Raw genomic sequence first — 20,976 nt, forward strand, 5'->3', positions numbered from 1 at the left:
GAGGAAAAAGAAGGTTGATGTTCTTCCAGGCCTCGTGAGGCCGAGAACAAAAGTGGCAAGCATTATTGCAAGTAATTCTTGTTAACAAAAGTAATACAGTTACTTTTTTTGTCGCATGGCTAGCCGCTCATCCCTCTGGCAGCTAGTCTGCGGCTTTTCCAAAAGGAGATCCTGATGCCCGCGCCTTCTGTTTTGATTGCCGGTTGTGGTGATGTCGGCGGTCGTCTGGCCACGAAACTGCTGGCGGCTGGCTGGCATGTTTATGGCCTGCGCCGTGATGTCTCGCGGTTGCCGGACGGTGTGACTGGCGTTGCCGGCGACCTGTTCAATGAGGACTGCCCCATGACTTGGCCGGTAGGCGCTATCGATTATGTGGTTTATTGCGCCGCCGCCACCGACCACGATGAGAATGGCTATCGGAAGGCATACGTCCAGGGACTGCAGAACGTGCTGAGTTGGTTGGGTGACTACGGGCAGGTGCCCGATCGACTGATTTTTGTATCCAGCAGCAGTGTGTATGGCCAGCAGGACGGTGCATGGGTCGATGAGACCTCCGAGACTGTCGCTGCCGGCTATTCCGGACGCTTGATGCTTGAAGCCGAGCAGGTGGCACTCAATAGCGGTATTCGCGCAAGTATCCTTCGCCTGACGGGCATTTATGGCCCGGGCCGCGAATGGCTGCTGACGCAAGTGCGTCGGGGTTATCGCGTGGCGACGGAGCCGCCGCTCTATGGCAACCGGATTCATGCGGACGATGCTGCTGGATTGCTGGCGTTTCTGTTGGAAAAGGATCGGCAGGGCGTACAGCTGGAGGATTTCTACATCGGTGTCGACGATGCACCCGCGCCGTTGGCCGAAGTGGTGGGTTGGCTGCGCGAATATCTGGGCGTGACCGAGTGGGCTGATGACGCCAGCGTGCGCCGCACGGGTAGCAAGCGTTGCAGCAATGCGCGGGCGAAAGCGTTGGGCTGGGTACCCCGTTATCCGAGTTATCGCGAGGGGTATGCGGCGATTCTGGAAGGGCGCTGCTGACTTTCCTGCCCCCCCAGAACAACTGTGGGAGCGGGCTTGCTCGCGAAGGGGTCCTGACAGTCAACGAAGATGTTGAGTGTCAGGCCCCCTTCGCGAGCAAGCCCGCTCCCACATGAGAGTTGCGTCGGGGCTTCTATCGCTTTTCAAGTACCCAACGCCGAGCACCTGGTGTGAACGATGGAATTTCATCGGCGAGAGACGCGTTGATGGTCTCGAAGATTTCCAGCGTCTTGCCGTCGCGGGCAAAGATCCAGGTGTTGCCCAGGCCGTTCTGCTGTAGCCAGATGTTGTCGTTGCCGTTGCTCATGGAGGCGCAGCCGCCAGCCAGGCACAAGGCGTAGCGATCGGCACCCGGCAAGCCGCTGACCTGGCCGTCAGGTTGGAATTGCACCGTGGCGCCCTGGCCTGGTCCCTCGACAATGTTCCAATTGCCGCCCAGGTAGGCTGCGTACAACGCTCGCTCAAAGCTGGCGCCAATCGGTGCGCCTTCCGGTACCTGCACTTGGGCGCGGTCGAAAACCTGCTGTGGTTCGTTCTCGGTGGCGGTCTGGCTCAGTTGGTCGCCGTCGCGCTTGAGTTCGCTGGCGGAGCTGCCGTAGAAATCGACTTTCCAGGCGCCATCTTCTTCGCCGAGCAGCTTGCCTTCGACATTTTCAAAACCGTTGGTGTAGCGCGCCTGGCCGGCTCGGGTGTTGACGTCCCATTCCAGGTTAGGGCCATAGGCCTGCAGTGCTTCGCGAAGCGGGCCGCCCTTGGCGGCAGTGTCGATGGCGGCCTGGTTGATCCAGGTGCCGCTGATGTCTCGGTCGGCAGGGTCGCTGGCGCAGCCGCTCAGAAGGAGGGCAAGCAGCGAGAAGGCAAGCGCTTTGCGCATGGAGGAATCCTTTCAAAACGAAAACGGCGCAGCGGGGAAACGCTGCGCCGGGCTTTTTACTCGATGACCAGGATGGCGTCCATCTCGACTTGGGCGCCCTTTGGCAAGGCAGCCACGCCAATGGCTGCGCGGGCCGGGTAAGGCTGGTCGAAATACTTGCCCATGATCTCGTTGACCTTGGCGAAGTGGCTCAGGTCGGTGAGGAAGATGTTGAGCTTGACGATGTCCTTGAACGAACCGCCAGCGGCCTCGGCCACGGCTTTCAGGTTCTCGAAGACCTGCACGGTCTGGGCTTCGAAGCCCTCGACCAGTTCCATGGTTTTCGGGTCCAGCGGAATCTGGCCCGACATGTACACGGTGTTACCCGCCTTGATCGCCTGGGAATAAGTACCGATGGCGGCCGGGGCCTTGTCGCTGGAGATAACGGTCTTGGTCATTGATGACTCCTTGTAATGAGGCGCTGTTTGCAGAGCTATGCACGCATCCGCGTAATGCGGATAACCCCTGTCAGGGCGCGCAGTTTCTTGATCACGCGGGCCAGGTGTACGCGGTCGTGCACGCTGACCACCAGCTGGACGACGCTGATGCGGCCATCGCGTTCGTCCATGCTGATTTTCTCGATGTTGCCGTCGGCGGCGTTGACGCTGCTGGCCAGCAGGGCGATCAGGCCGCGCTGGTGCTCCAGCTCGACCCGCAGCTCGACATTGAATTCGCCGGTGACATCCTTGGCCCATGAAAGCTGGATGCATTTCTCCGGGTTGTGGCGGATTTCGCTGATATTGCGGCAGTTGTCCAGGTGCACCACCATCCCCTTGCCGGCAGACAGGTGGCCGACAATCGGGTCACCCGGGATTGGCGTGCAGCACTTGGCATAACTGAGCACCAGGCCTTCGGTGCCGCGAATCGCCAGCGGGCCTTCGGGGCTCGGCAATTGTTCGCCTTCGCCGAGCAGGCGACGGGCGACGACGTAGGCCATGCGATTGCCCAGGCCGATGTCTTCAAGCAGGTCTTCGATCAATTCGAGACGGTATTCGTTGAGCATGACCTGCACGCGTTCCGCCGGGATCTTGTCCAGGGAGCTGTCGAAACCGTTCAGGACCTTGTTCAGCAGGCGTTCGCCGAGGCTGATGGACTCGGAGCGGCGTTGCAGCTTCAGCGCGTGGCGGATGTGCGTGCGGGCCTTGCCGGTGACCACGAAGTTGAGCCACGCCGGGTTGGGGCGCGCGCCGGGGGCGCTGACGATTTCCACCGTGGAGCCGCTTTGCAGCGGTTCGGACAACGGTGCCAGGCGGCGGTTGATGCGGCAGGCGATGCAGCTATTGCCCACATCGGTGTGCACGGCGTAGGCAAAGTCCACGGCCGTGGAGCCCTTGGGCAGCTCCATGATCCGGCCTTTGGGCGTGAAGACGTAGACCTCGTCTGGAAACAGGTCGATCTTTACGCTTTCAATGAACTCCAGGGAGTTACCGGCGCGCTGCTGCATTTCCAGCACGCCCTTGACCCATTGCCGCGCGCGGGCGTGAGTGCTCTTGGGTTGCTCGTCGCCGCTGGATTTGTACAGCCAATGGGCCGCGATGCCATTGTTGGCCATCTCTTCCATTTCGCGAGTGCGGATCTGGATTTCGATCGGTACGCCGTGCATGCCGAACAGCGTGGTGTGCAGCGATTGGTAGCCGTTGGCCTTGGGGATCGCGATGTAATCCTTGAAGCGCCCCGGCAGCGGCTTGTACAAATTATGTACGGCACCCAGCACGCGGTAGCAGGTGTCGACCTTGTCGACGATGATCCGGAACGCGTAGACGTCCATGATCTCGTTGAAGGCCCGACGCTTGCCGCGCATTTTCTTGTAGATGCCGTAGAGGTGTTTCTGCCGTCCGCTGACTTCGCCTTCGATGCCGTCGATTGCCAGGCAGTGGCTCAGGGACTCTTCGATCTTGTTGACGATTTCCTTGCGGTTGCCCCGGGCGCGCTTGACGGCCTGGTTGATCCGCGCCGAACGCATCGGGTGCATCGCCTTGAAACCCAGGTCCTCGAACTCGATGCGGATCGCATGCATGCCCAGGCGATTGGCAATGGGGGCGTAGATTTCCAGGGTTTCCTTGGCGATGCGCCGGCGCTTTTCGCCGGAGAGCACTTCCAGGGTGCGCATGTTGTGCAACCGGTCGGCGAGCTTGACCAGGATCACGCGGATATCGCGGGCCATGGCCATGGCCATCTTCTGGAAGTTCTCGGCCTGGGCCTCGGCCTTGGTCTCGAAATTCATCTGGGTCAGCTTGCTGACCCCGTCGACCAGTTCGGCCACGGTTTCGCCGAACTGCGCTTGCAGCGCTTCCTTGGCAATGCCGGTGTCTTCGATCACGTCGTGCAGCATGGCCGCCATCAGGCTCTGATGGTCCATGTGCATGTCGGCAAGAATATTCGCCACCGCAAGCGGGTGCGTGACGTACGCCTCGCCGCTGCGGCGGCGCTGGCCGTCGTGGGCTTGTTCGGCGTAGAAATAGGCTCGGCGGACCAGGTTGACCTGGTCCGTGCCGAGGTAGGCCGATAAGCGATCGGCGAGGGCGTCTATGCTCGGCATGATGATGACTCCTGCCGTCTGCTGTGACCCCGCGCCGTGCTACGTCGACCAGGCATAGGCTTAGACCGCCTCGTTGGACTCGTCCTCGAACGCCGCGAACAGCGGTTCGTCTTCAACGATTTCAGCGTTGGCGATGAACTCGTAGCTCATCAGGCCTTCGGCGATTTCACGCAGCGCTACCACGGTAGGCTTGTCGTTTTCCCACTGGACCAATGGCTCTTTGCCGCCGGTGGCCAGTTGACGGGCACGCTTGGTAGAGAGCATGACCAGCTCAAAGCGGTTTTCCACGTGTTCTAGGCAGTCTTCAACGGTTACGCGGGCCATGGTATTCCTCGGAGCGAATGCAATATGCGCGCTGCCCGGTTGGGCGAGCGGACTCGACAGTTTAAAAAAACACCAGCGTTTAGGGAAGCGCTGATTTTTTGATCAAGCCCCTCGGCGCGCTGCGAGTACCAATGTAAAGCCGTCGCAGCGGTTTTGGGAAGGGCTGTTCAGCCCAGCAGTTCGGCCAATAATTTACCGAAACGTTGCTGTTGGCGTTTTTGCTGGAGCTGGCTGGCGCGGAAAATCGCCTTCAAGTCATCCAGTGCATGGGCGAAATCGTCGTTGATGATCAGGTAATCGTAGTCGACGTAATGGCTCATTTCGCTGACCGCTTCGCGCATCCGGCCTTCGATGATTTCATCGCTGTCCTGGCCGCGGTTGGTCAGGCGCTGGCGCAAGGCTTGCTGGCTCGGCGGCAGGATGAAGATCGAACGGGCGTGGGGCATCAGCTTGCGAACTTGCTCGGCGCCCTGCCAGTCGATTTCCAGGATCAGGTCGTGGCCCTCGTCGAGGGTCTGCTGCAAATAGCTTTGCGAAGTGCCGTAGAGGTTGCCGAAGACTTCGGCGCGTTCGAGGAAGTCGCCGTGCTCGGCCATCTTCACGAACTCCTCACGATCGACGAAGTGATAGTTCACCCCGTTGACTTCACCCGGGCGCATGGCGCGGGTGGTGTGGGAGACCGAAACGCGGATCTGCGGCTCTGCGTCGATCAGGGCCTTGACCAGGCTGGTCTTGCCGGCGCCCGAAGGCGCGGAAATGATGTAGAGAGTGCCGGTGCTGTGGGTCATGTCGGGTTAGCCTTACTCAATGTTCTGCACTTGTTCGCGCATTTGTTCGATCAACACCTTGAGGTTGACCGCCGCTTGGGTGCTGCGCGGGTCGAAGGCTTTGGAGCCCAGTGTATTGGCCTCGCGGTTGAGCTCCTGCATCAGGAAGTCGAGGCGGCGACCGGCCGCACCACCGGACTTGAGCACCCGGCGAACTTCGATGATGTGGGTGCTCAGTCGATCCAGTTCTTCAGCCACGTCGCTTTTTTGCGCGAGCATGACCATTTCCTGTTCCAGGCGCTGCGGGTCCAGCTCGGCCTTCATGTCGGCGAAGCGGTCGAGGACTTTCTGGCGCTGGGTGGCGAGCATCTGCGGGACCAGCTCGCGCAGGGTGATGACGTCTTCTTCAATGGAGGTCAGGCGCTCGTTGATCAGCCGGGCCAGCTCCGCGCCTTCGCGCTCGCGACCGGCCTTGAGTTCCTTCAGGCCTTGATTGAACAACGCCAGCGCCTCGGCATTCAGCGCTTGGGGATCGCTCGCGTCGCCTACCAGTACGCCCGGCCAGGCCAGGACCTCCAGTGGATTCAGGGCGGCGGGATTCTTGATCAGGCTGGCGACGGTTTCTGCGGCGGCGACCAGTTGCGCCGCGCGCTCGCGGTCGATCTGCAGCGTCTTGCCGCTGCTTTCTTCGGTAAAGCGCAGAGTGCATTCCAGCTTGCCCCGGGACAGGCCCTGGCGCAGCGCTTCGCGCACGCCGCCTTCGAGGTCGCGGAAGGACTCGGGCAAGCGCAGGTGCGGCTCCAGGTAGCGGCTATTGACCGAGCGCAGTTCCCAGCTCAGCGTGCCTTGGGCGCCGGCCTTCTCGACGCGGGCGAAGGCGGTCATGCTGTGCACCATGGAGGTTCCTCGCAATGCAGGCAGCCACAACGGTGGTCGTGGCGCCTGGGACTTGTGGATAAATGCCGCAGGGCAGCAAAGGCGCAGGATTGTAGCGCAGTGGGACGCAGTGCCCAAACAGCTCCGGTTACAAAGCGCTGCAGCCCGTCGGCCGGGGTCTCTAGCGTGTTCACCCGTCGCGTCGGCTTTTTAGATATGCCCTATGGCGGTCCACGGCTCTATAATGCCCAGCAGTTTTCCGTCCTCTGTACAGGTGTTCCCTATGAAACGTCCAAGTGGTCGCGCTGCCGATCAGCTTCGCTCGATCCGCATTACCCGCAACTACACCAAACACGCCGAGGGATCTGTACTGGTCGAATTCGGTGATACCAAAGTCATCTGCACCGTCAGCGTCGAAAACGGCGTGCCTCGCTTCCTCAAGGGGCAGGGCCAAGGTTGGCTGACCGCCGAATACGGCATGCTGCCGCGCGCAACCGGCGAGCGGAACCAGCGTGAGGCCAGTCGTGGCAAGCAGGGCGGCCGGACCCTGGAAATCCAGCGCCTGATCGGTCGTTCGCTGCGCGCCGCGCTGGACATGTCCAAGCTGGGCGACGTCACGCTGTATGTCGACTGCGATGTGATCCAGGCTGACGGTGGCACTCGCACTGCTTCCATCACCGGTGCCATGGTTGCGCTGGTCGATGCCTTGAAAGTGATCAAGAAGCGCGGCGGCCTGAAGGGCGGCGACCCGCTCAAGCAAATGATCGCCGCCGTGTCGGTGGGCATGTACCAGGGCGAGCCGGTGCTGGACCTGGACTACCTGGAAGACTCCGCCGCCGAGACCGACCTGAACGTGGTGATGACCAGCGCCGGTGGCTTCATCGAAGTCCAGGGCACTGCCGAAGGCGCGCCGTTCCAGCCGGAAGAATTGAACGCTATGCTGGAGCTGGCGAAGAAAGGCATGAACGAAATCTTCGAATTGCAAAAGGCCGCCCTGGCCGACTGATCGTTGTGCGCTTCAGACAAGGAGAATGTCATGAGTGATGAGCAAGTCCTGTTGCCCCAGCCGAGCAGAGAAGTGCGGCAATGGGCGATGTTTTGTCACCTGTCTGCGCTGGTGGGGATTTTCATTCCGTTCGGTTCGCTGATCGGCCCGCTGATCATCTGGCAGATCAAGCGTGAATCCGACCCGTTCATCGATGCCCAGGGCAAGGAAGCGCTGAACTTCCAAATCACTGTGGCGATCGCCGCGGCTATCAGCTTGCTGCTGATGATCGTGGTGATCGGTTTCTTCCTGTTTGGCCTGGTGGCAATCGGTGCGTTGGTGCTGACCATCATCGCTGGCGTGAAGGCCAATGAAGGGCAGCCGTATCGCTATCCGTTCACCTGGCGGTTGGTCAAATAACGATCAGTAAACGCCTGTCCCTGTGGGAGCGAGCTTGCTCGCGATAGCGATTTTTCATTCAGCATCGGTGTTGAATGATCCACCGCCATCGCGAGCAAGCTCGCTCCCACAATGGGTCTTCAACGCCCACAAAAAAACCGACATTGCAGTCGGTTTTTTTGTAGCTGCGGATGACACTTAGATCGTCAACGTCCAGTCGTAGTCCACGATCAGCGGCGCATGCTGCGAGAACCGAGGCTGGCGCGGCAGGCGGGCGCTGCGTACGAAGCGGCGCAGCCCAGGCGTCAGCAACTGGTAGTCGAAACGCCAGCCGAGGTTGAGCATCTCGGCCTGCTCGTTGTCCGGCCACCAGCTGTACTGGTCGCCTTCGCGGCTGACTTCACGCAGGGCGTCGACATAACCCATGTTGCCAATGATCTCGTCCATCCAGGCCCGTTCCGGCGCCAGGAAACCAGGAGATTGCTGGCTGTCGCGCCAGTTCTTGATATCCAGCTTCTGTTGCGCCACGTACAGCGAGCCACAGTAGATGTACTCGCGACGTTTGCGCCGCTGTTTATCAAGGTAACGGGCGAAGTCGTCCATCAACTTGAATTTCTGATTCAAATCTTCATCGCCGTTCTGCCCCGATGGGAGCAGTAAGGTCGCGATGCTGACCTTGTCGAAATCGGCTTGCAGGTAGCGCCCGTAGCGGTCCGCCGTCTCGAAACCGAGACCGTTGATGACAGCCTTCGGTTGCAGCCGCGAGTACAGAGCCACGCCACCCTGGGCGGGGACTTCGGCATCGCAGGCATAAAGGAAGTAACCATCCAGTTGGAAGGCTGCATCGTCCAGTTCAAAGGCGGAGGCGCGGGTGTCCTGCAGGCAGATGACGTCGGCATTCTGTGCTTGCAGCCAACTGAGCAAACCACGCTCGACTGCAGCCTGAATACCATTGACGTTCACACTGATGATCCGCATAAATGGCCCCAAAAATCACGTGCGTGTATGATACACGCCGTGTACCTATTTAGCTAAATCCGCGGTATTTGAGGCTTTTTTTCATGCAGGCGTATCAGCGCGATTTCATTCGCTTTGCCATCGATCGCGGCGTTTTGCGCTTCGGTGAGTTCACCCTCAAGTCCGGGCGCACCAGCCCGTACTTCTTCAATGCGGGCCTGTTCAACAGCGGAACCGCGCTGGCGCAGTTGGGCCGGTTCTATGCCGCGGCCATCGTCGAGAGCGGCATTCCGTTCGACGTCTTGTTCGGCCCCGCCTACAAAGGCATCCCCCTGGCCGCCACCACCGCCGTCGCCTTGGCCGAGCACCATGGCCGCGACTTGCCTTGGTGCTTCAACCGCAAGGAAGCCAAGGCCCACGGCGAGGGCGGCAGCCTGGTCGGCGCGCCGCTGACCGGCGACGTGCTGATCATCGATGACGTCATCACCGCCGGCACCGCCATCCGCGAAGTGATGCAGATCATCGCCTCGCAAGAAGGCGCCAAGGCCGCCGGCGTGCTGATCGCCCTGAACCGCCAGGAGCGCGGCAACGGTGAGCTGTCGGCGATCCAGGAAGTGGAGCGCGACTTCGGCATCCCGGTGATCAGCATTGTCTCGCTGAACCAGGTGCTGGAGTTCTTGGCCGACGATCCGCAGCTCAAGCAGCATCTGCCTGCGGTTGAGGCTTATCGAGCGCAGTTCGGCGTCTAAGAAGCCCGATGATTTTGATCTTGTGGCGAGGGAGCTTGCTCCCGCTGGGTCGGTCCGACGCTTCGGGCGCAGCGGCCCTAATATCTTTACGGTCGCTGCGCACTGGAGCGCCAGCCCGGCCGAGCGGGAGCAAGCTCCCTCGCCACAAAAGCATCATCTGAAAAAGTGGTGTAAAAAAAGACCCGCTCAACCAGGTTGAGCGGGGTCTTTTTTTCAGGGTATTGCTTACGGACGCTTGCGATTGCTGATCAGCGTGCCCACGCCGGTATCGGTGAAGATCTCCAGCAGGATCGCATTCGGCACACGACCATCGATGATCAGCGAGCTGCCGACGCCGCCTTGTACCGCTTCCAGCGCGCAGCGAATCTTCGGCAGCATGCCGCCGTAGATCGTGCCATCGGCGATCAAGTCATCGACTTGTTGGGTCGACAGTCCGGTCAGGACCTTGCCGGTCTTGTCCATCAGGCCGGCAATGTTGGTCAACAGCATCAGCTTCTCGGCCTTCAGTGCCTCGGCAACCTTACCGGCCACCAGGTCGGCGTTGATGTTGTACGACTCACCGTTGGCGCCCACGCCGATTGGCGCGATGACCGGGATGAAGTCGCCCTTGACCAGCAGGTTCAGCAGGTCGGTGTTGATGCCGACCACTTCGCCCACCTGGCCAATGTCGATGATTTCCGGCTGGGTCATCTCCGGGGTCTGGCGGGTAACGGTGAGCTTCTTCGCCCGAATCAGCTCAGCGTCCTTGCCGGTCAGGCCGATGGCGCTGCCGCCGTGGCGGTTGATCAGGTTGACGATGTCCTTGTTGACCTGGCCGCCGAGGACCATTTCCACCACGTCCATGGTCTGCGCATCGGTAACGCGCATGCCATCGATGAAGTGGCTCTCGATCGACAGGCGCTTGAGCAGGTCACCGATCTGCGGGCCACCACCGTGCACCACCACCGGGTTGATGCCCACGGCCTTCATCAGCACGATATCGCGGGCGAAGCCGGTCTTGAGCTCCTCGCTTTCCATCGCGTTGCCGCCGTATTTGATCACCAGGGTCTTGCCGACGTAGCGTCGGATATAAGGCAACGCTTCGGACAGGACCTTGGCGGTGTTGGCGGCGGCTTCGCGTTCGAGGGTCATTCAGGGCTCCGGTAGTGCTTCAAAAAATCAAAACGGTAGTTGGAGATCAGGTGCAACACGTTTGAGTTGGGCGTGGAACACGTCCTTGATGCGCTGCAGTTCGGCTTCGTTGTCGGCCTCGAAGCGCAGTACCAGCACCGGTGTGGTGTTGGACGCGCGAACCAGGCCCCAGCCGTGTGGATAGTCGACCCGAACGCCATCGATGGTGGTCAGTTCGGCGCCTTCGCCCCACTGGGCGTCGTGCAGTGCATCAATGATGCTGAATTTGCTCTCTTCGGTCACATGGATATTGATTTCTGGCGTAGAAATATCGTTCGGGAAGGTCGCGAACAGCTCTTCCGCGGTGGATTTCTCCTTGCTGAGGATCTCCAGCAGACGCGCGGCGCTGTAGATACCGTCATCAAAACCGAACCAGCGTTCCTTGAAGAAGATGTGGCCGCTCATTTCGCCGGCCAGCAGGGCACCGCTTTGTTTCATTTTCTTCTTGATCAAGGAATGACCGGTTTTCCACATGAGCGGACGACCGCCGTATTCCTTGATCAGGGGTACCAGGCGACGGGTGCATTTCACGTCGAAGATGATTTCGGCGTCGGGGTTGCGTGCCACCACGTCTTTGGCGAACAGCATCAACAGGCGGTCCGGGAACACGACGCTGCCGGTCTCGGTCACCACGCCCACGCGGTCGCCATCGCCGTCGAAGGCCAGGCCCAGGTCTGCCTTGGTTTCCTTGACCTTGGCGATCAGGTCCTGCAGGTTTTCCAGCTTGCCCGGGTCCGGGTGGTGGTTCGGGAAGTTGCCGTCAACGTCGCAGAACAGCGGGATCACTTCGCAGTTCAGGGCTTCGATCAGTTGCGGGGCGATCACGCCAGCCGCGCCGTTGCCGCAATCGACCACCACTTTCAGGCGGCGGGCGAGTTTCACGTCCTTGACGATCTCGTCGTTGTAGCGCGGCAGAATGTCGACCTTGGTCACGCTGCCTTGGCCGCTGCTCAAGTCATTGGTCTTGAGGCGGGTGTGCAGTGCCTGGATCTGCTCGTTGGCGAGGGTGTCGCCGGCGACGACGATCTTGAAGCCGTTGTAGTTCGACGGGTTGTGGCTGCCGGTGAGCATCACGCCGGATTTGCCGGCCAGCACGTTGGCGGCGTAGTACAGCGCCGGTGTTGGCACCAGGCCGACATCGCTGACGTGGCAGCCACTGTCGGCAATGCCCTTGATCAGTTGCTCGACCAGCTCCGGGCCGGACAAGCGACCATCGCGGCCGACGTTCACGTTCGGTTCGCCCTGGGCCAGGCTCTGGGAGCCGATGGCACGGCCAATCCAGTAGGCGGTTTCAGCCGTCAGGGTTTCCGGCACGACGCCACGGATGTCGTAGGCGCGGAAGATGCTGTCAGGAAAGATCGGGGCGATTGCGGCTGGGGTGTTCATGGGCGGGGCGCTCTATCAGGAAGGTGACTGGACAGGCCGACATTGGGTGTCGGCAGGCTCAAGCTGAAGGGTATGACGACGTTTTTGGCAGAGAGTTCGCGGTGGGAAAGTGCCATGAGACAGCGTTACCCCGGTCTGAACCGTCTAAAACGTTGATTCCGGATGGGAAACCTCGTCGCCAGCCGTCGCGCATTTTTCGTCCTGAAACAGAAGCTTAATAAAGCAGCCGGGCAGGGCACCCGGCTGGATATGTGGCTCAATGGCTCCCGGAATGCCCGAAACCACCTGCGCCACGCTGGCTTTCGTCGAATTCCTGGACCAGCTCGAAGTGGGCCTGGACCACCGGCACCAGCACCAGTTGGGCAATGCGCTCGCCCACGGCGATGTTGAAAGCGGTCTGGCCGCGGTTCCAGCACGACACCATCAATTCGCCCTGGTAATCGGAGTCGATCAGGCCCACCAGGTTGCCCAGCACGATGCCGTGCTTATGGCCCAGGCCCGAGCGTGGCAGGATCAGCGCGGCAAGGCCCGGGTCACCGATGTAGACCGACAGGCCGGTCGGAATCAGCAAGGTCTGGCCTGGTTCCAGCACCGTGTCCTGCTTGAGCATGGCCCGCAGGTCGAGGCCGGCGGAGCCAGGTGTGGCGTATTGCGGCAGCGGGAATTCGTTGCCAATGCGTGGGTCGAGGATCTTGGCTTGTAGAGCGTGCATTGAAATTAAACCTGGTTCAGCCGTTCGGCGATGAAAGTGATCAGTTGGCGGGCGATCTTGCCCTTGCTGGTCTGGGCGAAAAGCGTGGCGTGCAACTGGCGGTCGATCACGCTGCAGGCGTTTTCTTCGCTGTTGAAGCCGATGCTCGGGTTGGCGACGTCATTGGCGACGATCAGGTCCAGATTCTTGTCCTTGAGCTTACGCGCGGCGTAATCGAGCAGGTGTTCGGTTTCGGCGGCGAAGCCCACGCTGAATGGACGGTCGGGGCGGGTGGCGATGGTGGCCAGGATGTCAGGGTTGCGCACCATTTGCAGGAGCAGGCCGTCGCCGCTCGTAGGGTCTTTCTTCAATTTTTGCGGGGCGACGACTTCAGGGCGGTAGTCCGCCACTGCCGCCGAGGCGATGAACAGGTCGCACGGGATGGCGGCTTCGCAGGCTGCAAGCATGTCTCGGGCGCTGACCACGTCGATACGGGTCACGCGGTCCGGCGTTGGCAGGTGCACGGGGCCGGTGATCAGCGTCACCCGGGCGCCGGCCTCCACGGCGGCTTCGGCCAGGGCGAAGCCCATCTTTCCGGAGCTGTGGTTGGTGATATAGCGCACCGGGTCGATGTTTTCCTGGGTCGGCCCGGCGGTGATCAGCACGTGCCTGCCCGTCAGGGCCTCGCGTTTGAAGCAGTCGGCGGCGCACTGGGCCAGGTCGGTGGCCTCGAGCATGCGGCCCATGCCGACATCGCCGCAGGCCTGGCTGCCGGAAGCCGGGCCGAAGACTTTCAGGTCGCGGCTTTCAAGCAGTTGCAGGTTGGCCTGGGTGGCCGGGTCGCGCCACATCGCCTGGTTCATGGCCGGTGCCACGGCGACCACTGCGTCCGTGGCAAGCACCAGGGTGGTCAACAGGTCATTGGCAATGCCTTGGGCGAGGCGAGCGATCAGATCGGCCGTCGCCGGGGCGATCAGCACCAGGTCGGCCCACTTGGCCAGTTCGATATGACCCATGGCGGCTTCGGCCGCCGGGTCGAGCAGATCCAGGTGGACCGGGTGGCCGGACAGGGCCTGCATGGTCAGCGGCGTGATGAACTCGCTGCCGCCACGGGTCATGACGACCCGCACTTCCGCGCCCTGGTCGATAAGCCTGCGAACCAGCTCGGCGCTCTTGTAGGCAGCAATGCCGCCGCCGACGCCCAGAACGATGCGTTTCCGATACAGCCGCTGCATAGGCCTGCCTTTCGATTTCAGTGGTCAGTGCAGGGCGAAACCCTCGGCATGAGCCTGCCTGGGTGCAAATCGCCTGCAAAAAAGATGGGCTAAGATATCACAGCGTCCGCTACGGAACAGCGGCGCCCACTATCAGGGAGATGCCATGAGTATTCGGGATTGGCCCGTGGCCGAGCGGCCGCGGGAAAGGTTATTGGCGTCGGGAGCGGGGAGCCTTTCGGACGCCGAGTTGCTGGCGATATTTTTACGCACGGGTGTGGCGGGCAGAAGCGCGGTGGACCTGGCGCGACAACTCTTGATCCAATTTGGCAGCCTGCGCGCGCTGCTTGAAGCGGATCAGATCACCTTCAGTAACCATATGGGGCTCGGACCGGCAAAGTTTGCCCAGCTTCAGGCTGCTCAGGAAATGAGTCGTCGGCATCTGGCTGAACGGGCACGGGAGAAGACCACGCTGGAAAGCCCGTTCGCGGTTCGTGACTATCTGAAATCAATGCTGCGCCACGAGCCCCACGAGGTGTTTGGGTGCCTGTTTCTCAATTCCAAGCACCAGGTGCTGACCTTCGAGGCGCTGTTTCGCGGCTCGATCGATAGCGCCAGTGTCCATCCCCGGCAAGTGGTCAAGAGGGCATTGGCCCACAACGCCGCTGCCGTGATCCTGTGCCACAACCACCCCTCCGGCAACACCGAGCCCAGCCAAGCCGATCGAGCGCTCACCGAGCGGCTTCAGGAAGCGCTTGAGCTGATCGATGTGCGGGTATTGGACCATTTCATCGTTGGCGATGGGGAGCCACTGTCCATGGCGGAGTGTGGGTGGATGTGAAGCAGCGGCAAGCTATCAGCTTCAAGCGGCAAGCCAGGGCTGTATGCGGTCTGCTCTTGACTTGCGCTTGAAGCTTGAAGCTTGAAGCTTACGGCTTGAAGCTGACGTTCGAATAATCCTGGCGCCCAAACGGGCTCACCGCATACCCCTGCACATCCTTGCGGGTCAGTGCGAAGGCGGTGGGGTGTGCCAAGGGCAGCCAAAGGGCCTGCTGCTGGATCTGCGCCTGGGCCTGCTCGTAGAGCTTGGTGCGTACACCTTGCTCGCCAGTGGTCTTGCCGGCGCTGATCAGCTTGTCCAGGTCCGGGTTGCAATAACGGGCGAAGTTGGTCCCGGACTTCACCGCGGCGCAGGAAAATTGCGGGGTGAGGAAGTTGTCCGGATCGCCGTTATCCCCGGCCCAGCCCATGAACAACAGGTCATGTTCGCCGGCCTTGGCGCGGCGGATCAGCTCGCCCCATTCGATCACGCGGATTTCCGCCTGGATGCCGATCTCTGCCAGGTCCGATTGCAGCAACTGTGCCCCCAGGCTCGGGTTGGGGTTGAGCAGGCTGCCGGAGGGGCGAGTCCAGATAGTGGTCTTGAAGCCTTCCTTCAAACCAGCCTTGGCCAACAACTCCCGAGCCTTGGCCGGATCATGGGCATAGCCGGGCAGGTTTTTCGCGTAGCTCCAGGTGTTCGGTGGGTAAGGGCCGTTGGCCGCTTCGGCGGTGCCCTCGAAAACGGTCTTGAGGTAGCTGGGCTTGTCAAAGGCGAGATTGATCGCCTGGCGGACTTCAGGCTTGTCCAATGGCGGATGCTGGCTGTTGATCGCCAGGAAGGCGGTCATGAAGGCGTCAGTCTGTTCCACTTTCAACGTGGGCTCTTGCTTGGCGGCCTGTACGTCCAGTGGCTTGGGCGACAGTGCGATCTGGCATTCATTGCGCCGCAATTTCTGCAATCGGACGTTGGCGTCCGGGGTGATGGCGAAAATAAGGGGGTCTACCTGAGGCTTGCCGCCAAAATATTCGTTGTTGGCCTTGTAGCGAATCGAGGCGTCTTTCTGAAAGCGGTTGAAAATGAACGGGCCAGTGCCGATGGGTTGGCTGTTGAGCTGTTCCGGCTTGCCGGCGTTCATCAACTGGTCGGCATATTCGGCTGAATAGATCGACGCGAAACCCATGCTCAGCGTGGCCAGGAAGGTTGAGTCGGCGTGGTCCAGCGTGAATCGCACCGTCAGCGGGTCGAGTGCGTCGATTTTGGTGATCAGCGCAGGCAGTTGCATGGACTGCGCGTGGGGGAAGCCGCTTTGCGCAACTTTATGCCAAGGGTTGGCCGGATCGAGCATCCGATCGAAGCTGAACTTGACGTCTTCGGCCGTCAGGTCGCGGCGCGGTGTGAAATAGTCGGTGTGATGGAACTTGACCTGTGGCCGCAGCTTGAAGACATAGGTCAGGCCGTCGGGCGAGACGTCCCAACTGCTGACCAGGCTCGGCACCACTTTGCCGCTGGCCGTGTCGAAATCCACCAGGCGGTTCATCAGCACGTCGGCGGAAGCATTGGTGGTGGTCAGCGAGTTGTATTGAACGACGTCGAACCCCTCCGGGCTGGCCTCGGTACACACGCTCAGGGCGGCGGCCTGGGCCAGCGGGCTGATCAGCAGAGGGGCGAGCAACAAGGGTAGGGCAGCGAGGCGCATGATTGATTTCCTGTGCAGGTCGGAGGCCCATCTGCGAGTGCAGTCTGGAAAAGGCCTACCCTAGTGGGCTCGCCGGTAAATGACTATCCCCTTTTTGCATTTTCCGGCACTCTGCGGCGCTGTACTCAGGTTCCCATCGGGTGCCAGTGAAAAATTACCTGCGTGCAGCGACGAGCGGTAAAGGGCTGCGCCAGCCTCTGCCCCCGCCGTCCGGGGCGCTTGCTCGAAGATTCCCCAGGAAGACAAATCACAACGGCTGTTGTTGTGCCTGGGTCTTTCTGGTATAAAGCAGCGCTCTTTTCTAGGGGCCCGGTTCCTTCACTGTAGGTGTAGCCGGTAAGACCCTTAAAGAAACGCGGCGCCTGGCGCCAAATGACTGAGAGATTAAGCGGCCAACCCATGCCGGGTTGGGCATGTGGTTTTAGAGGGCTGAGGCATGTCTAGAGTCTGTCAAGTTACCGGTAAGGGTCCGGTGACTGGGAATAACATTTCCCACGCAAACAACAAAACCCGTCGTCGTTTCCTGCCGAACCTGCAGCATCACCGCTTCTGGGTTGAAGAAGAGAAACGTTTCGTACGTCTGCGCGTATCTGCCAAGGGCATGCGCATCATCGACAAGCGTGGCATCAGTGTCGTGCTGGCCGAACTTCGTCGCGATGGCAAGGTTTAAGGGAGCTAATCATGCGTGAATTGATTCGTTTGATCTCGAGCGCCGGTACTGGTCACTTCTACACTACCGACAAGAACAAGCGTACTACCCCGGACAAAATCGAGATCAAGAAATATGATCCGGTTGTTCGCAAGCACGTGATCTACAAGGAAGGCAAAATCAAGTAATTGATTTTTCCCTCTTTACGAAAAAGGCCCGTATCGCGAGATACGGGCCTTTTTTGTTGTCTTTTTTCTGTCTGTCAGGACCTCATCGCGAGCAAGCTCGCTCCCACAGGAGTCCAGGCGTCACACAGTCCAGTGTGGGAGCGAGCTTGCTCGCGATGGGGCCAGTCCAGGCAACACAAAATCCTCAAGCCTTCTGCTCAAACACCACATAGATCTTGCGGCACGGTTCCAGCACTTCCCAGGTGCCCTTGAACCCGGCCGGGATCACGAAGCGATCGCCCGCCCGCAGGGTCTTGGCGTAGCCATCGTTGTCCCGCAGTACGGAGACACCTTGGACGATCTCGCAGTATTCATGCTCGGTATAGTTGACCGTCCACTGGCCGACGGCGCCTTCCCAGACCCCGGCATTCATTTGCCCGCAGGGGCTGCTGTAGTGGTTGAACACCGCTTGTTCGGGATCGCCCTTGAGTACCTTGGCCGGGTCCGGGCGATAACGATCGGCGGGCGTATTGGCCTGGCCAAAATCGACGATGTCCTGAATGCTCATGCGCTTGGTCTCCGGTGATGGCTTGGAAGGCCTCGAGTCTATGTTTATTAAAATGAACATCGCAAGGCCGTTTGCCTGGGTTGTGTCAAATATATTGAAACATTACCAGCGGCTGGTTTAGGGTGGTGGATGCCCGTGCCGAAAACAACGCCGTAAACAGGCTGGCGCGGCAGGAATTCTTGAACGCTGCGCGGGACGCGGCGTTCCTACCAATAAGAGGAGGACACTCGCATGACCACCCTGACTCGTGCCGACTGGGAACAGCGCGCCCGCGACCTGAAGATAGAAGGCCGCGCCTTCATCAACGGTGAATACACCGATGCGGTGTCCGGCGAAACCTTTGATTGTTTGAGCCCGGTCGATGGCCGCCTGCTGGGCAAGATAGCCAGTTGCGACGTGGCTGATGCCCAGCGCGCCGTCGAAAACGCTCGTGCGACTTTCAGTTCCGGCGTCTGGTCGCGCCTGGCACCGAGCAAGCGCAAGGCCACCATGATTCGTTTCGCCGGCCTGCTCAAGCAGAACGCCGAAGAGCTGGCCCTGCTGGAAACCCTGGACATGGGCAAGCCAATCAGCGACTCCCTGAACATCGACGTTCCTGGCGCGGCCCAGGCGCTGAGCTGGAGCGGCGAAGCCATCGACAAGATCTACGACGAAGTGGCCGCTACGCCCCGCGATCAGTTGGGCCTGGTGACCCGCGAACCGGTTGGTGTCGTGGGCGCGATCGTGCCGTGGAATTTCCCGTTGATGATGGCTTGCTGGAAGCTCGGCCCGGCGCTGTCCACCGGCAACTCGGTGGTGCTCAAGCCCTCCGAGAAATCCCCGCTGACTGCGATTCGCATCGCTGCCCTGGCCATCGAGGCCGGTATCCCGAAAGGCGTGCTGAACGTCCTCCCGGGGTACGGTCACACCGTTGGCAAGGCCCTGGCCTTGCACATGGATGTCGATACGCTGGTGTTCACCGGCTCCACCAAGATCGCCAAGCAATTGATGATCTATTCCGGCGAATCCAACATGAAGCGCGTCTGGCTGGAGGCCGGCGGCAAGAGCCCGAACATCGTCTTCGCCGATGCGCCGGATCTGCAAGCCGCCGCCGAATCCGCCGCCAGCGCCATTGCCTTCAACCAGGGCGAAGTCTGCACCGCCGGTTCGCGGCTGTTGGTGGAGCGCTCCATCAAGGATACGTTCCTGCCGCTGGTGGTCGAGGCGCTCAAGGGCTGGAAACCCGGCAATCCGCTGGACCCGGCCACCAATGTCGGAGCCCTGGTCGATACCCAGCAGATGAATACCGTGCTGTCCTACATCGAGGCCGGTCACAGCGATGGCGCCAAGCTGGTGGCGGGCGGTAAGCGGATCCTCGAGGAAACCGGCGGTACCTATGTCGAGCCGACGATTTTCGACGGCGTGAGCAACGCGATGAAAATCGCCCAGGAAGAGATTTTCGGCCCAGTGTTGTCGGTCATTGCCTTCGACAGCGCCGAAGAAGCCATCCAGATCGCCAACGACACGCCTTATGGCCTGGCGGCGGCGGTATGGACCAAGGACATCTCCAAGGCTCACCTGACCGCCAAGGCACTGCGCGCCGGCAGCGTGTGGGTCAATCAATATGACGGTGGCGACATGACCGCGCCGTTCGGTGGCTTCAAGCAGTCGGGTAACGGTCGCGACAAGTCGCTGCATGCGTTCGACAAGTACACCGAGCTGAAGGCGACCTGGATCAAGCTCTGACCGGGGCTTCATGCAGCGCTGATCCTTTGTGGGAGCGGGCTTGCTCGCGAAGGCGGTTTAACATTCAACGGTTATGTTGACTGGTACTCCCCCTTCGCGAGCAAGCCCGCTCCCACATTGCTGTGTGCAAGGCTTGAAATCTGAATCCACAGGAGCGTGGAAATGCGTTGGGCGACTTATTTCGCCGTGTTGGCTTCTGTCCTGAGTGTCGGCCTGGCCTTGGGCGTAACCATGCCCCTGGTGTCGCTGCGCCTGGAAGGCTGGGGTTATGGCTCGTTCGCCATCGGTGTGATGGCGGCCATGCCGGCGGTTGGCGTGCTGGTAGGGGCCAAGGTGTCGAGCCGGCTGGCGGCGCGCTTCGGCACGGCGGCGCTGATGCGCTTGTGCCTGTGGGCCGGAGCGCTGTCCATCGGGTTGTTGGCCCTGATGCCAAGCTATCCGGTCTGGTTGGTGCTGCGGCTGGTGATTGGTGTGGTCCTGACCCTTGTATTCATTCTGGGCGAGAGTTGGATCAATCAGTTGGTCATCGAGCGATGGCGCGGGCGGTTGGTAGCGCTGTATGGCAGCAGTTATGCCTTGAGCCAGTTGTCCGGTCCGTTGCTGCTGGGGGCGCTGGGCACCGATCACGACTACGGCTTCTGGGTGGGCGTCGGCCTACTGCTGGGCGCGCCCTTGTTGTTGCTCGGTCGCAGTGGCGCGCCCAGCAGCGAAGCCAACAGTGTCACGCTCAAGGATTTGTGGGGCTTTTGTCGAGGCCTGCCGGCGATCGGCTGGGCCGTGTCCTTGTTTGCCGCCTTCGAAGCGATGATCCTGACGTTGCTGCCGGTCTATTGCTTGCGCCAGGGTTTCAGTGCGGATGTTGCGTTGGCGATGGTCAGCACCGTGGTGGTCGGCGATGCCTTGCTGCAACTGCCCATTGGCGCCTTGGCTGATCGCCTGTCACGCCGTTCGCTGTTTACCGGGTGCGCGGTCGCCTTGATGTTCTCGAGCCTGGCGGTGCCGCTGTTGATCGACACGCTTCTCATCTGGCCGTTGTGGGTGCTGTTTGGTGCCAGCGCGGGCGGGCTGTTCACGTTGTCGTTGATTCTGATCGGCGAGCGTTATCGTGACGATGCGTTGGTACGGGCCAATGCCCATATCGCCCAACTGTGGGGGATTGGGTGCCTGGTTGGTCCGCTGATCGCAGGCGCGGGAAGCCAGTGGGTCAGCGGGCATGCGTTGCCATTGTTCATGGCGGCAGGGGCGTTCGGATTGGTGATTCTATTGCTGCGCCAAGGCGCGTTCGGGGCGACGCAGACTGCCTGAAAGATAGAAGCGACTTGTGACTACCAGAAAAGCAGTCAATC

At 60.8% G+C, this 20,976-nt stretch carries 21 protein-coding genes and 1 pseudogene; 9 read left to right on the plus strand and 13 right to left on the minus strand.

Translation table 11 applies throughout. The annotated features are described in order from the left end of the window. Positions 1 to 174: 174 nt before the first annotated feature. Positions 175 to 1,032 carry an SDR family oxidoreductase gene (locus Q7C33_RS04465; RefSeq protein WP_030142179.1) on the plus strand — a complete coding sequence of 286 codons (858 nt, stop codon included), beginning with the start codon at positions 175 to 177 and terminating at the stop codon, positions 1,030 to 1,032. A gap of 133 nt (positions 1,033 to 1,165) precedes the next feature. Here Q7C33_RS04465 and Q7C33_RS04470 read toward each other — a convergent pair whose 3' ends face one another. From Q7C33_RS04470 to Q7C33_RS04495, 6 genes are all read right to left on the minus strand, one after another. Continuing rightward, positions 1,166 to 1,906, minus strand: a complete 741-nt coding sequence (locus Q7C33_RS04470; RefSeq protein ID WP_407682908.1) for a hypothetical protein — start codon at positions 1,904 to 1,906, stop codon at positions 1,166 to 1,168. 56 nt (positions 1,907 to 1,962) lie between these two features. Next, positions 1,963 to 2,343 (minus strand): RidA family protein, encoded by a 381-nt coding sequence (locus Q7C33_RS04475; RefSeq protein ID WP_030142177.1) that lies wholly within the window; start codon positions 2,341 to 2,343, stop codon positions 1,963 to 1,965. A gap of 35 nt (positions 2,344 to 2,378) precedes the next feature. Continuing rightward, on the minus strand, positions 2,379 to 4,484 hold the full coding sequence (spoT, locus tag Q7C33_RS04480) for a bifunctional GTP diphosphokinase/guanosine-3',5'-bis pyrophosphate 3'-pyrophosphohydrolase (protein ID WP_407682909.1): 2,106 nt from the start codon (positions 4,482 to 4,484) through the stop codon (positions 2,379 to 2,381). Between the two features lie 60 nt (positions 4,485 to 4,544). Next, entirely contained in the window at positions 4,545 to 4,808 is a 264-nt protein-coding gene (gene rpoZ / locus Q7C33_RS04485; RefSeq protein WP_003177259.1) for a DNA-directed RNA polymerase subunit omega, read from the minus strand. Between the two features lie 167 nt (positions 4,809 to 4,975). Continuing rightward, entirely contained in the window at positions 4,976 to 5,596 is a 621-nt protein-coding gene (gene gmk, locus Q7C33_RS04490) for a guanylate kinase (protein WP_030142175.1), read from the minus strand. A gap of 12 nt (positions 5,597 to 5,608) precedes the next feature. Then, the gene (locus Q7C33_RS04495; protein ID WP_407682910.1) at positions 5,609 to 6,472 is read right to left on the minus strand and encodes a YicC/YloC family endoribonuclease; all 864 of its coding nucleotides are present in this window, start codon (positions 6,470 to 6,472) and stop codon (positions 5,609 to 5,611) included. Between the two features lie 262 nt (positions 6,473 to 6,734). Between Q7C33_RS04495 and rph the strand changes: the two genes are divergently transcribed. Both rph and Q7C33_RS04505 read left to right on the plus strand, forming a co-directional pair. After that, entirely contained in the window at positions 6,735 to 7,457 is a 723-nt protein-coding gene (gene rph / locus Q7C33_RS04500) for a ribonuclease PH (RefSeq protein ID WP_003177262.1), read from the plus strand. A 30-nt stretch (positions 7,458 to 7,487) separates the two neighbouring features. Further along, positions 7,488 to 7,856, plus strand: coding sequence for a DUF4870 domain-containing protein (locus Q7C33_RS04505; protein WP_198796211.1), 369 nt, complete (start codon positions 7,488 to 7,490; stop codon positions 7,854 to 7,856). A 177-nt stretch (positions 7,857 to 8,033) separates the two neighbouring features. Here the strand turns inward: Q7C33_RS04505 and Q7C33_RS04510 are convergent, their stop codons facing one another. Then, positions 8,034 to 8,813: an exodeoxyribonuclease III gene (locus Q7C33_RS04510; RefSeq protein ID WP_013694557.1), complete on the minus strand. Its 780-nt coding sequence runs from the start codon at positions 8,811 to 8,813 to the stop codon at positions 8,034 to 8,036. 83 nt (positions 8,814 to 8,896) lie between these two features. On the opposite strand from Q7C33_RS04510, the gene pyrE reads away from it, so the two are divergent. Then, positions 8,897 to 9,541 carry an orotate phosphoribosyltransferase gene (gene pyrE, locus Q7C33_RS04515; RefSeq protein WP_060740059.1) on the plus strand — a complete coding sequence of 215 codons (645 nt, stop codon included), beginning with the start codon at positions 8,897 to 8,899 and terminating at the stop codon, positions 9,539 to 9,541. A gap of 225 nt (positions 9,542 to 9,766) precedes the next feature. Here pyrE and argB read toward each other — a convergent pair whose 3' ends face one another. The 4 genes and pseudogenes from argB to coaBC all read right to left on the minus strand — a co-directional run bounded on the left by argB (position 9,767) and on the right by coaBC (position 14,023). After that, entirely contained in the window at positions 9,767 to 10,672 is a 906-nt protein-coding gene (argB, locus tag Q7C33_RS04520; protein WP_030138216.1) for an acetylglutamate kinase, read from the minus strand. Between the two features lie 27 nt (positions 10,673 to 10,699). Continuing rightward, positions 10,700 to 12,103, minus strand: a pseudogene (locus Q7C33_RS04525) (phosphomannomutase/phosphoglucomutase); the annotation flags it as partial. A 250-nt stretch (positions 12,104 to 12,353) separates the two neighbouring features. After that, positions 12,354 to 12,809 carry a dUTP diphosphatase gene (gene dut / locus Q7C33_RS04530; protein ID WP_030138214.1) on the minus strand — a complete coding sequence of 152 codons (456 nt, stop codon included), beginning with the start codon at positions 12,807 to 12,809 and terminating at the stop codon, positions 12,354 to 12,356. Between the two features lie 5 nt (positions 12,810 to 12,814). After that, positions 12,815 to 14,023, minus strand: coding sequence for a bifunctional phosphopantothenoylcysteine decarboxylase/phosphopantothenate--cysteine ligase CoaBC (gene coaBC, locus Q7C33_RS04535; protein WP_030138213.1), 1,209 nt, complete (start codon positions 14,021 to 14,023; stop codon positions 12,815 to 12,817). Positions 14,024 to 14,168: 145 nt separating this feature from the next. Between coaBC and radC the strand changes: the two genes are divergently transcribed. Further along, a complete protein-coding gene (gene radC / locus Q7C33_RS04540; RefSeq protein ID WP_030138212.1) occupies positions 14,169 to 14,843 on the plus strand; it encodes a RadC family protein in 675 nt (224 codons plus the stop codon). A gap of 88 nt (positions 14,844 to 14,931) precedes the next feature. Here the strand turns inward: radC and Q7C33_RS04545 are convergent, their stop codons facing one another. After that, on the minus strand, positions 14,932 to 16,521 hold the full coding sequence (locus tag Q7C33_RS04545) for an ABC transporter substrate-binding protein (RefSeq protein WP_407682911.1): 1,590 nt from the start codon (positions 16,519 to 16,521) through the stop codon (positions 14,932 to 14,934). A 436-nt stretch (positions 16,522 to 16,957) separates the two neighbouring features. On the opposite strand from Q7C33_RS04545, the gene rpmB reads away from it, so the two are divergent. Further along, positions 16,958 to 17,191, plus strand: coding sequence for a 50S ribosomal protein L28 (gene rpmB / locus Q7C33_RS04550; protein ID WP_003177273.1), 234 nt, complete (start codon positions 16,958 to 16,960; stop codon positions 17,189 to 17,191). Positions 17,192 to 17,202: 11 nt separating this feature from the next. Further along, positions 17,203 to 17,358, plus strand: coding sequence for a 50S ribosomal protein L33 (gene rpmG / locus Q7C33_RS04555; protein WP_003177274.1), 156 nt, complete (start codon positions 17,203 to 17,205; stop codon positions 17,356 to 17,358). A 184-nt stretch (positions 17,359 to 17,542) separates the two neighbouring features. Here rpmG and Q7C33_RS04560 read toward each other — a convergent pair whose 3' ends face one another. After that, positions 17,543 to 17,905, minus strand: coding sequence for a cupin domain-containing protein (locus tag Q7C33_RS04560; RefSeq protein WP_030138210.1), 363 nt, complete (start codon positions 17,903 to 17,905; stop codon positions 17,543 to 17,545). A gap of 231 nt (positions 17,906 to 18,136) precedes the next feature. Between Q7C33_RS04560 and Q7C33_RS04565 the strand changes: the two genes are divergently transcribed. Next, positions 18,137 to 19,630, plus strand: a complete 1,494-nt coding sequence (locus Q7C33_RS04565) for an aldehyde dehydrogenase (RefSeq protein ID WP_407682912.1) — start codon at positions 18,137 to 18,139, stop codon at positions 19,628 to 19,630. Between the two features lie 162 nt (positions 19,631 to 19,792). Continuing rightward, positions 19,793 to 20,935 carry an MFS transporter gene (locus Q7C33_RS04570; protein ID WP_407682913.1) on the plus strand — a complete coding sequence of 381 codons (1,143 nt, stop codon included), beginning with the start codon at positions 19,793 to 19,795 and terminating at the stop codon, positions 20,933 to 20,935. Positions 20,936 to 20,976: the final 41 nt, after the last annotated feature.

Origin of the sequence: Pseudomonas sp. BP11-1-1, from assembly GCF_052112105.1 — a bacterium.
GTDB classification, from domain to species: Bacteria; Pseudomonadota; Gammaproteobacteria; order Pseudomonadales; family Pseudomonadaceae; genus Aquipseudomonas; species Aquipseudomonas alvandae.

Bases quoted from the DNA above. Each gene is read 5' to 3' on its own strand.
- rpoZ (WP_003177259.1), bottom strand. From the start codon at position 4,808: ATGGCCCGCGTAACCGTTGAAGACTGCCTAGAACACGTGGAAAACCGC.
- Q7C33_RS04465 (WP_030142179.1), top strand. From the start codon at position 175: ATGCCCGCGCCTTCTGTTTTGATTGCCGGTTGTGGTGATGTCGGCGGT.
- Q7C33_RS04560 (WP_030138210.1), bottom strand. From the start codon at position 17,905: ATGAGCATTCAGGACATCGTCGATTTTGGCCAGGCCAATACGCCCGCC.
- Q7C33_RS04495 (WP_407682910.1), bottom strand. From the start codon at position 6,472: ATGGTGCACAGCATGACCGCCTTCGCCCGCGTCGAGAAGGCCGGCGCC.
- coaBC (WP_030138213.1), bottom strand. From the start codon at position 14,023: ATGCAGCGGCTGTATCGGAAACGCATCGTTCTGGGCGTCGGCGGCGGC.
- Q7C33_RS04570 (WP_407682913.1), top strand. From the start codon at position 19,793: ATGCGTTGGGCGACTTATTTCGCCGTGTTGGCTTCTGTCCTGAGTGTC.
- rpmB (WP_003177273.1), top strand. From the start codon at position 16,958: ATGTCTAGAGTCTGTCAAGTTACCGGTAAGGGTCCGGTGACTGGGAAT.
- radC (WP_030138212.1), top strand. From the start codon at position 14,169: ATGAGTATTCGGGATTGGCCCGTGGCCGAGCGGCCGCGGGAAAGGTTA.
- gmk (WP_030142175.1), bottom strand. From the start codon at position 5,596: ATGACCCACAGCACCGGCACTCTCTACATCATTTCCGCGCCTTCGGGC.
- rph (WP_003177262.1), top strand. From the start codon at position 6,735: ATGAAACGTCCAAGTGGTCGCGCTGCCGATCAGCTTCGCTCGATCCGC.
- rpmG (WP_003177274.1), top strand. From the start codon at position 17,203: ATGCGTGAATTGATTCGTTTGATCTCGAGCGCCGGTACTGGTCACTTC.
- Q7C33_RS04510 (WP_013694557.1), bottom strand. From the start codon at position 8,813: ATGCGGATCATCAGTGTGAACGTCAATGGTATTCAGGCTGCAGTCGAG.
- Q7C33_RS04545 (WP_407682911.1), bottom strand. From the start codon at position 16,521: ATGCGCCTCGCTGCCCTACCCTTGTTGCTCGCCCCTCTGCTGATCAGC.
- Q7C33_RS04565 (WP_407682912.1), top strand. From the start codon at position 18,137: ATGACCACCCTGACTCGTGCCGACTGGGAACAGCGCGCCCGCGACCTG.
- dut (WP_030138214.1), bottom strand. From the start codon at position 12,809: ATGCACGCTCTACAAGCCAAGATCCTCGACCCACGCATTGGCAACGAA.
- Q7C33_RS04505 (WP_198796211.1), top strand. From the start codon at position 7,488: ATGAGTGATGAGCAAGTCCTGTTGCCCCAGCCGAGCAGAGAAGTGCGG.
- Q7C33_RS04470 (WP_407682908.1), bottom strand. From the start codon at position 1,906: ATGCGCAAAGCGCTTGCCTTCTCGCTGCTTGCCCTCCTTCTGAGCGGC.
- pyrE (WP_060740059.1), top strand. From the start codon at position 8,897: ATGCAGGCGTATCAGCGCGATTTCATTCGCTTTGCCATCGATCGCGGC.
- argB (WP_030138216.1), bottom strand. From the start codon at position 10,672: ATGACCCTCGAACGCGAAGCCGCCGCCAACACCGCCAAGGTCCTGTCC.
- Q7C33_RS04475 (WP_030142177.1), bottom strand. From the start codon at position 2,343: ATGACCAAGACCGTTATCTCCAGCGACAAGGCCCCGGCCGCCATCGGT.
- spoT (WP_407682909.1), bottom strand. From the start codon at position 4,484: ATGCCGAGCATAGACGCCCTCGCCGATCGCTTATCGGCCTACCTCGGC.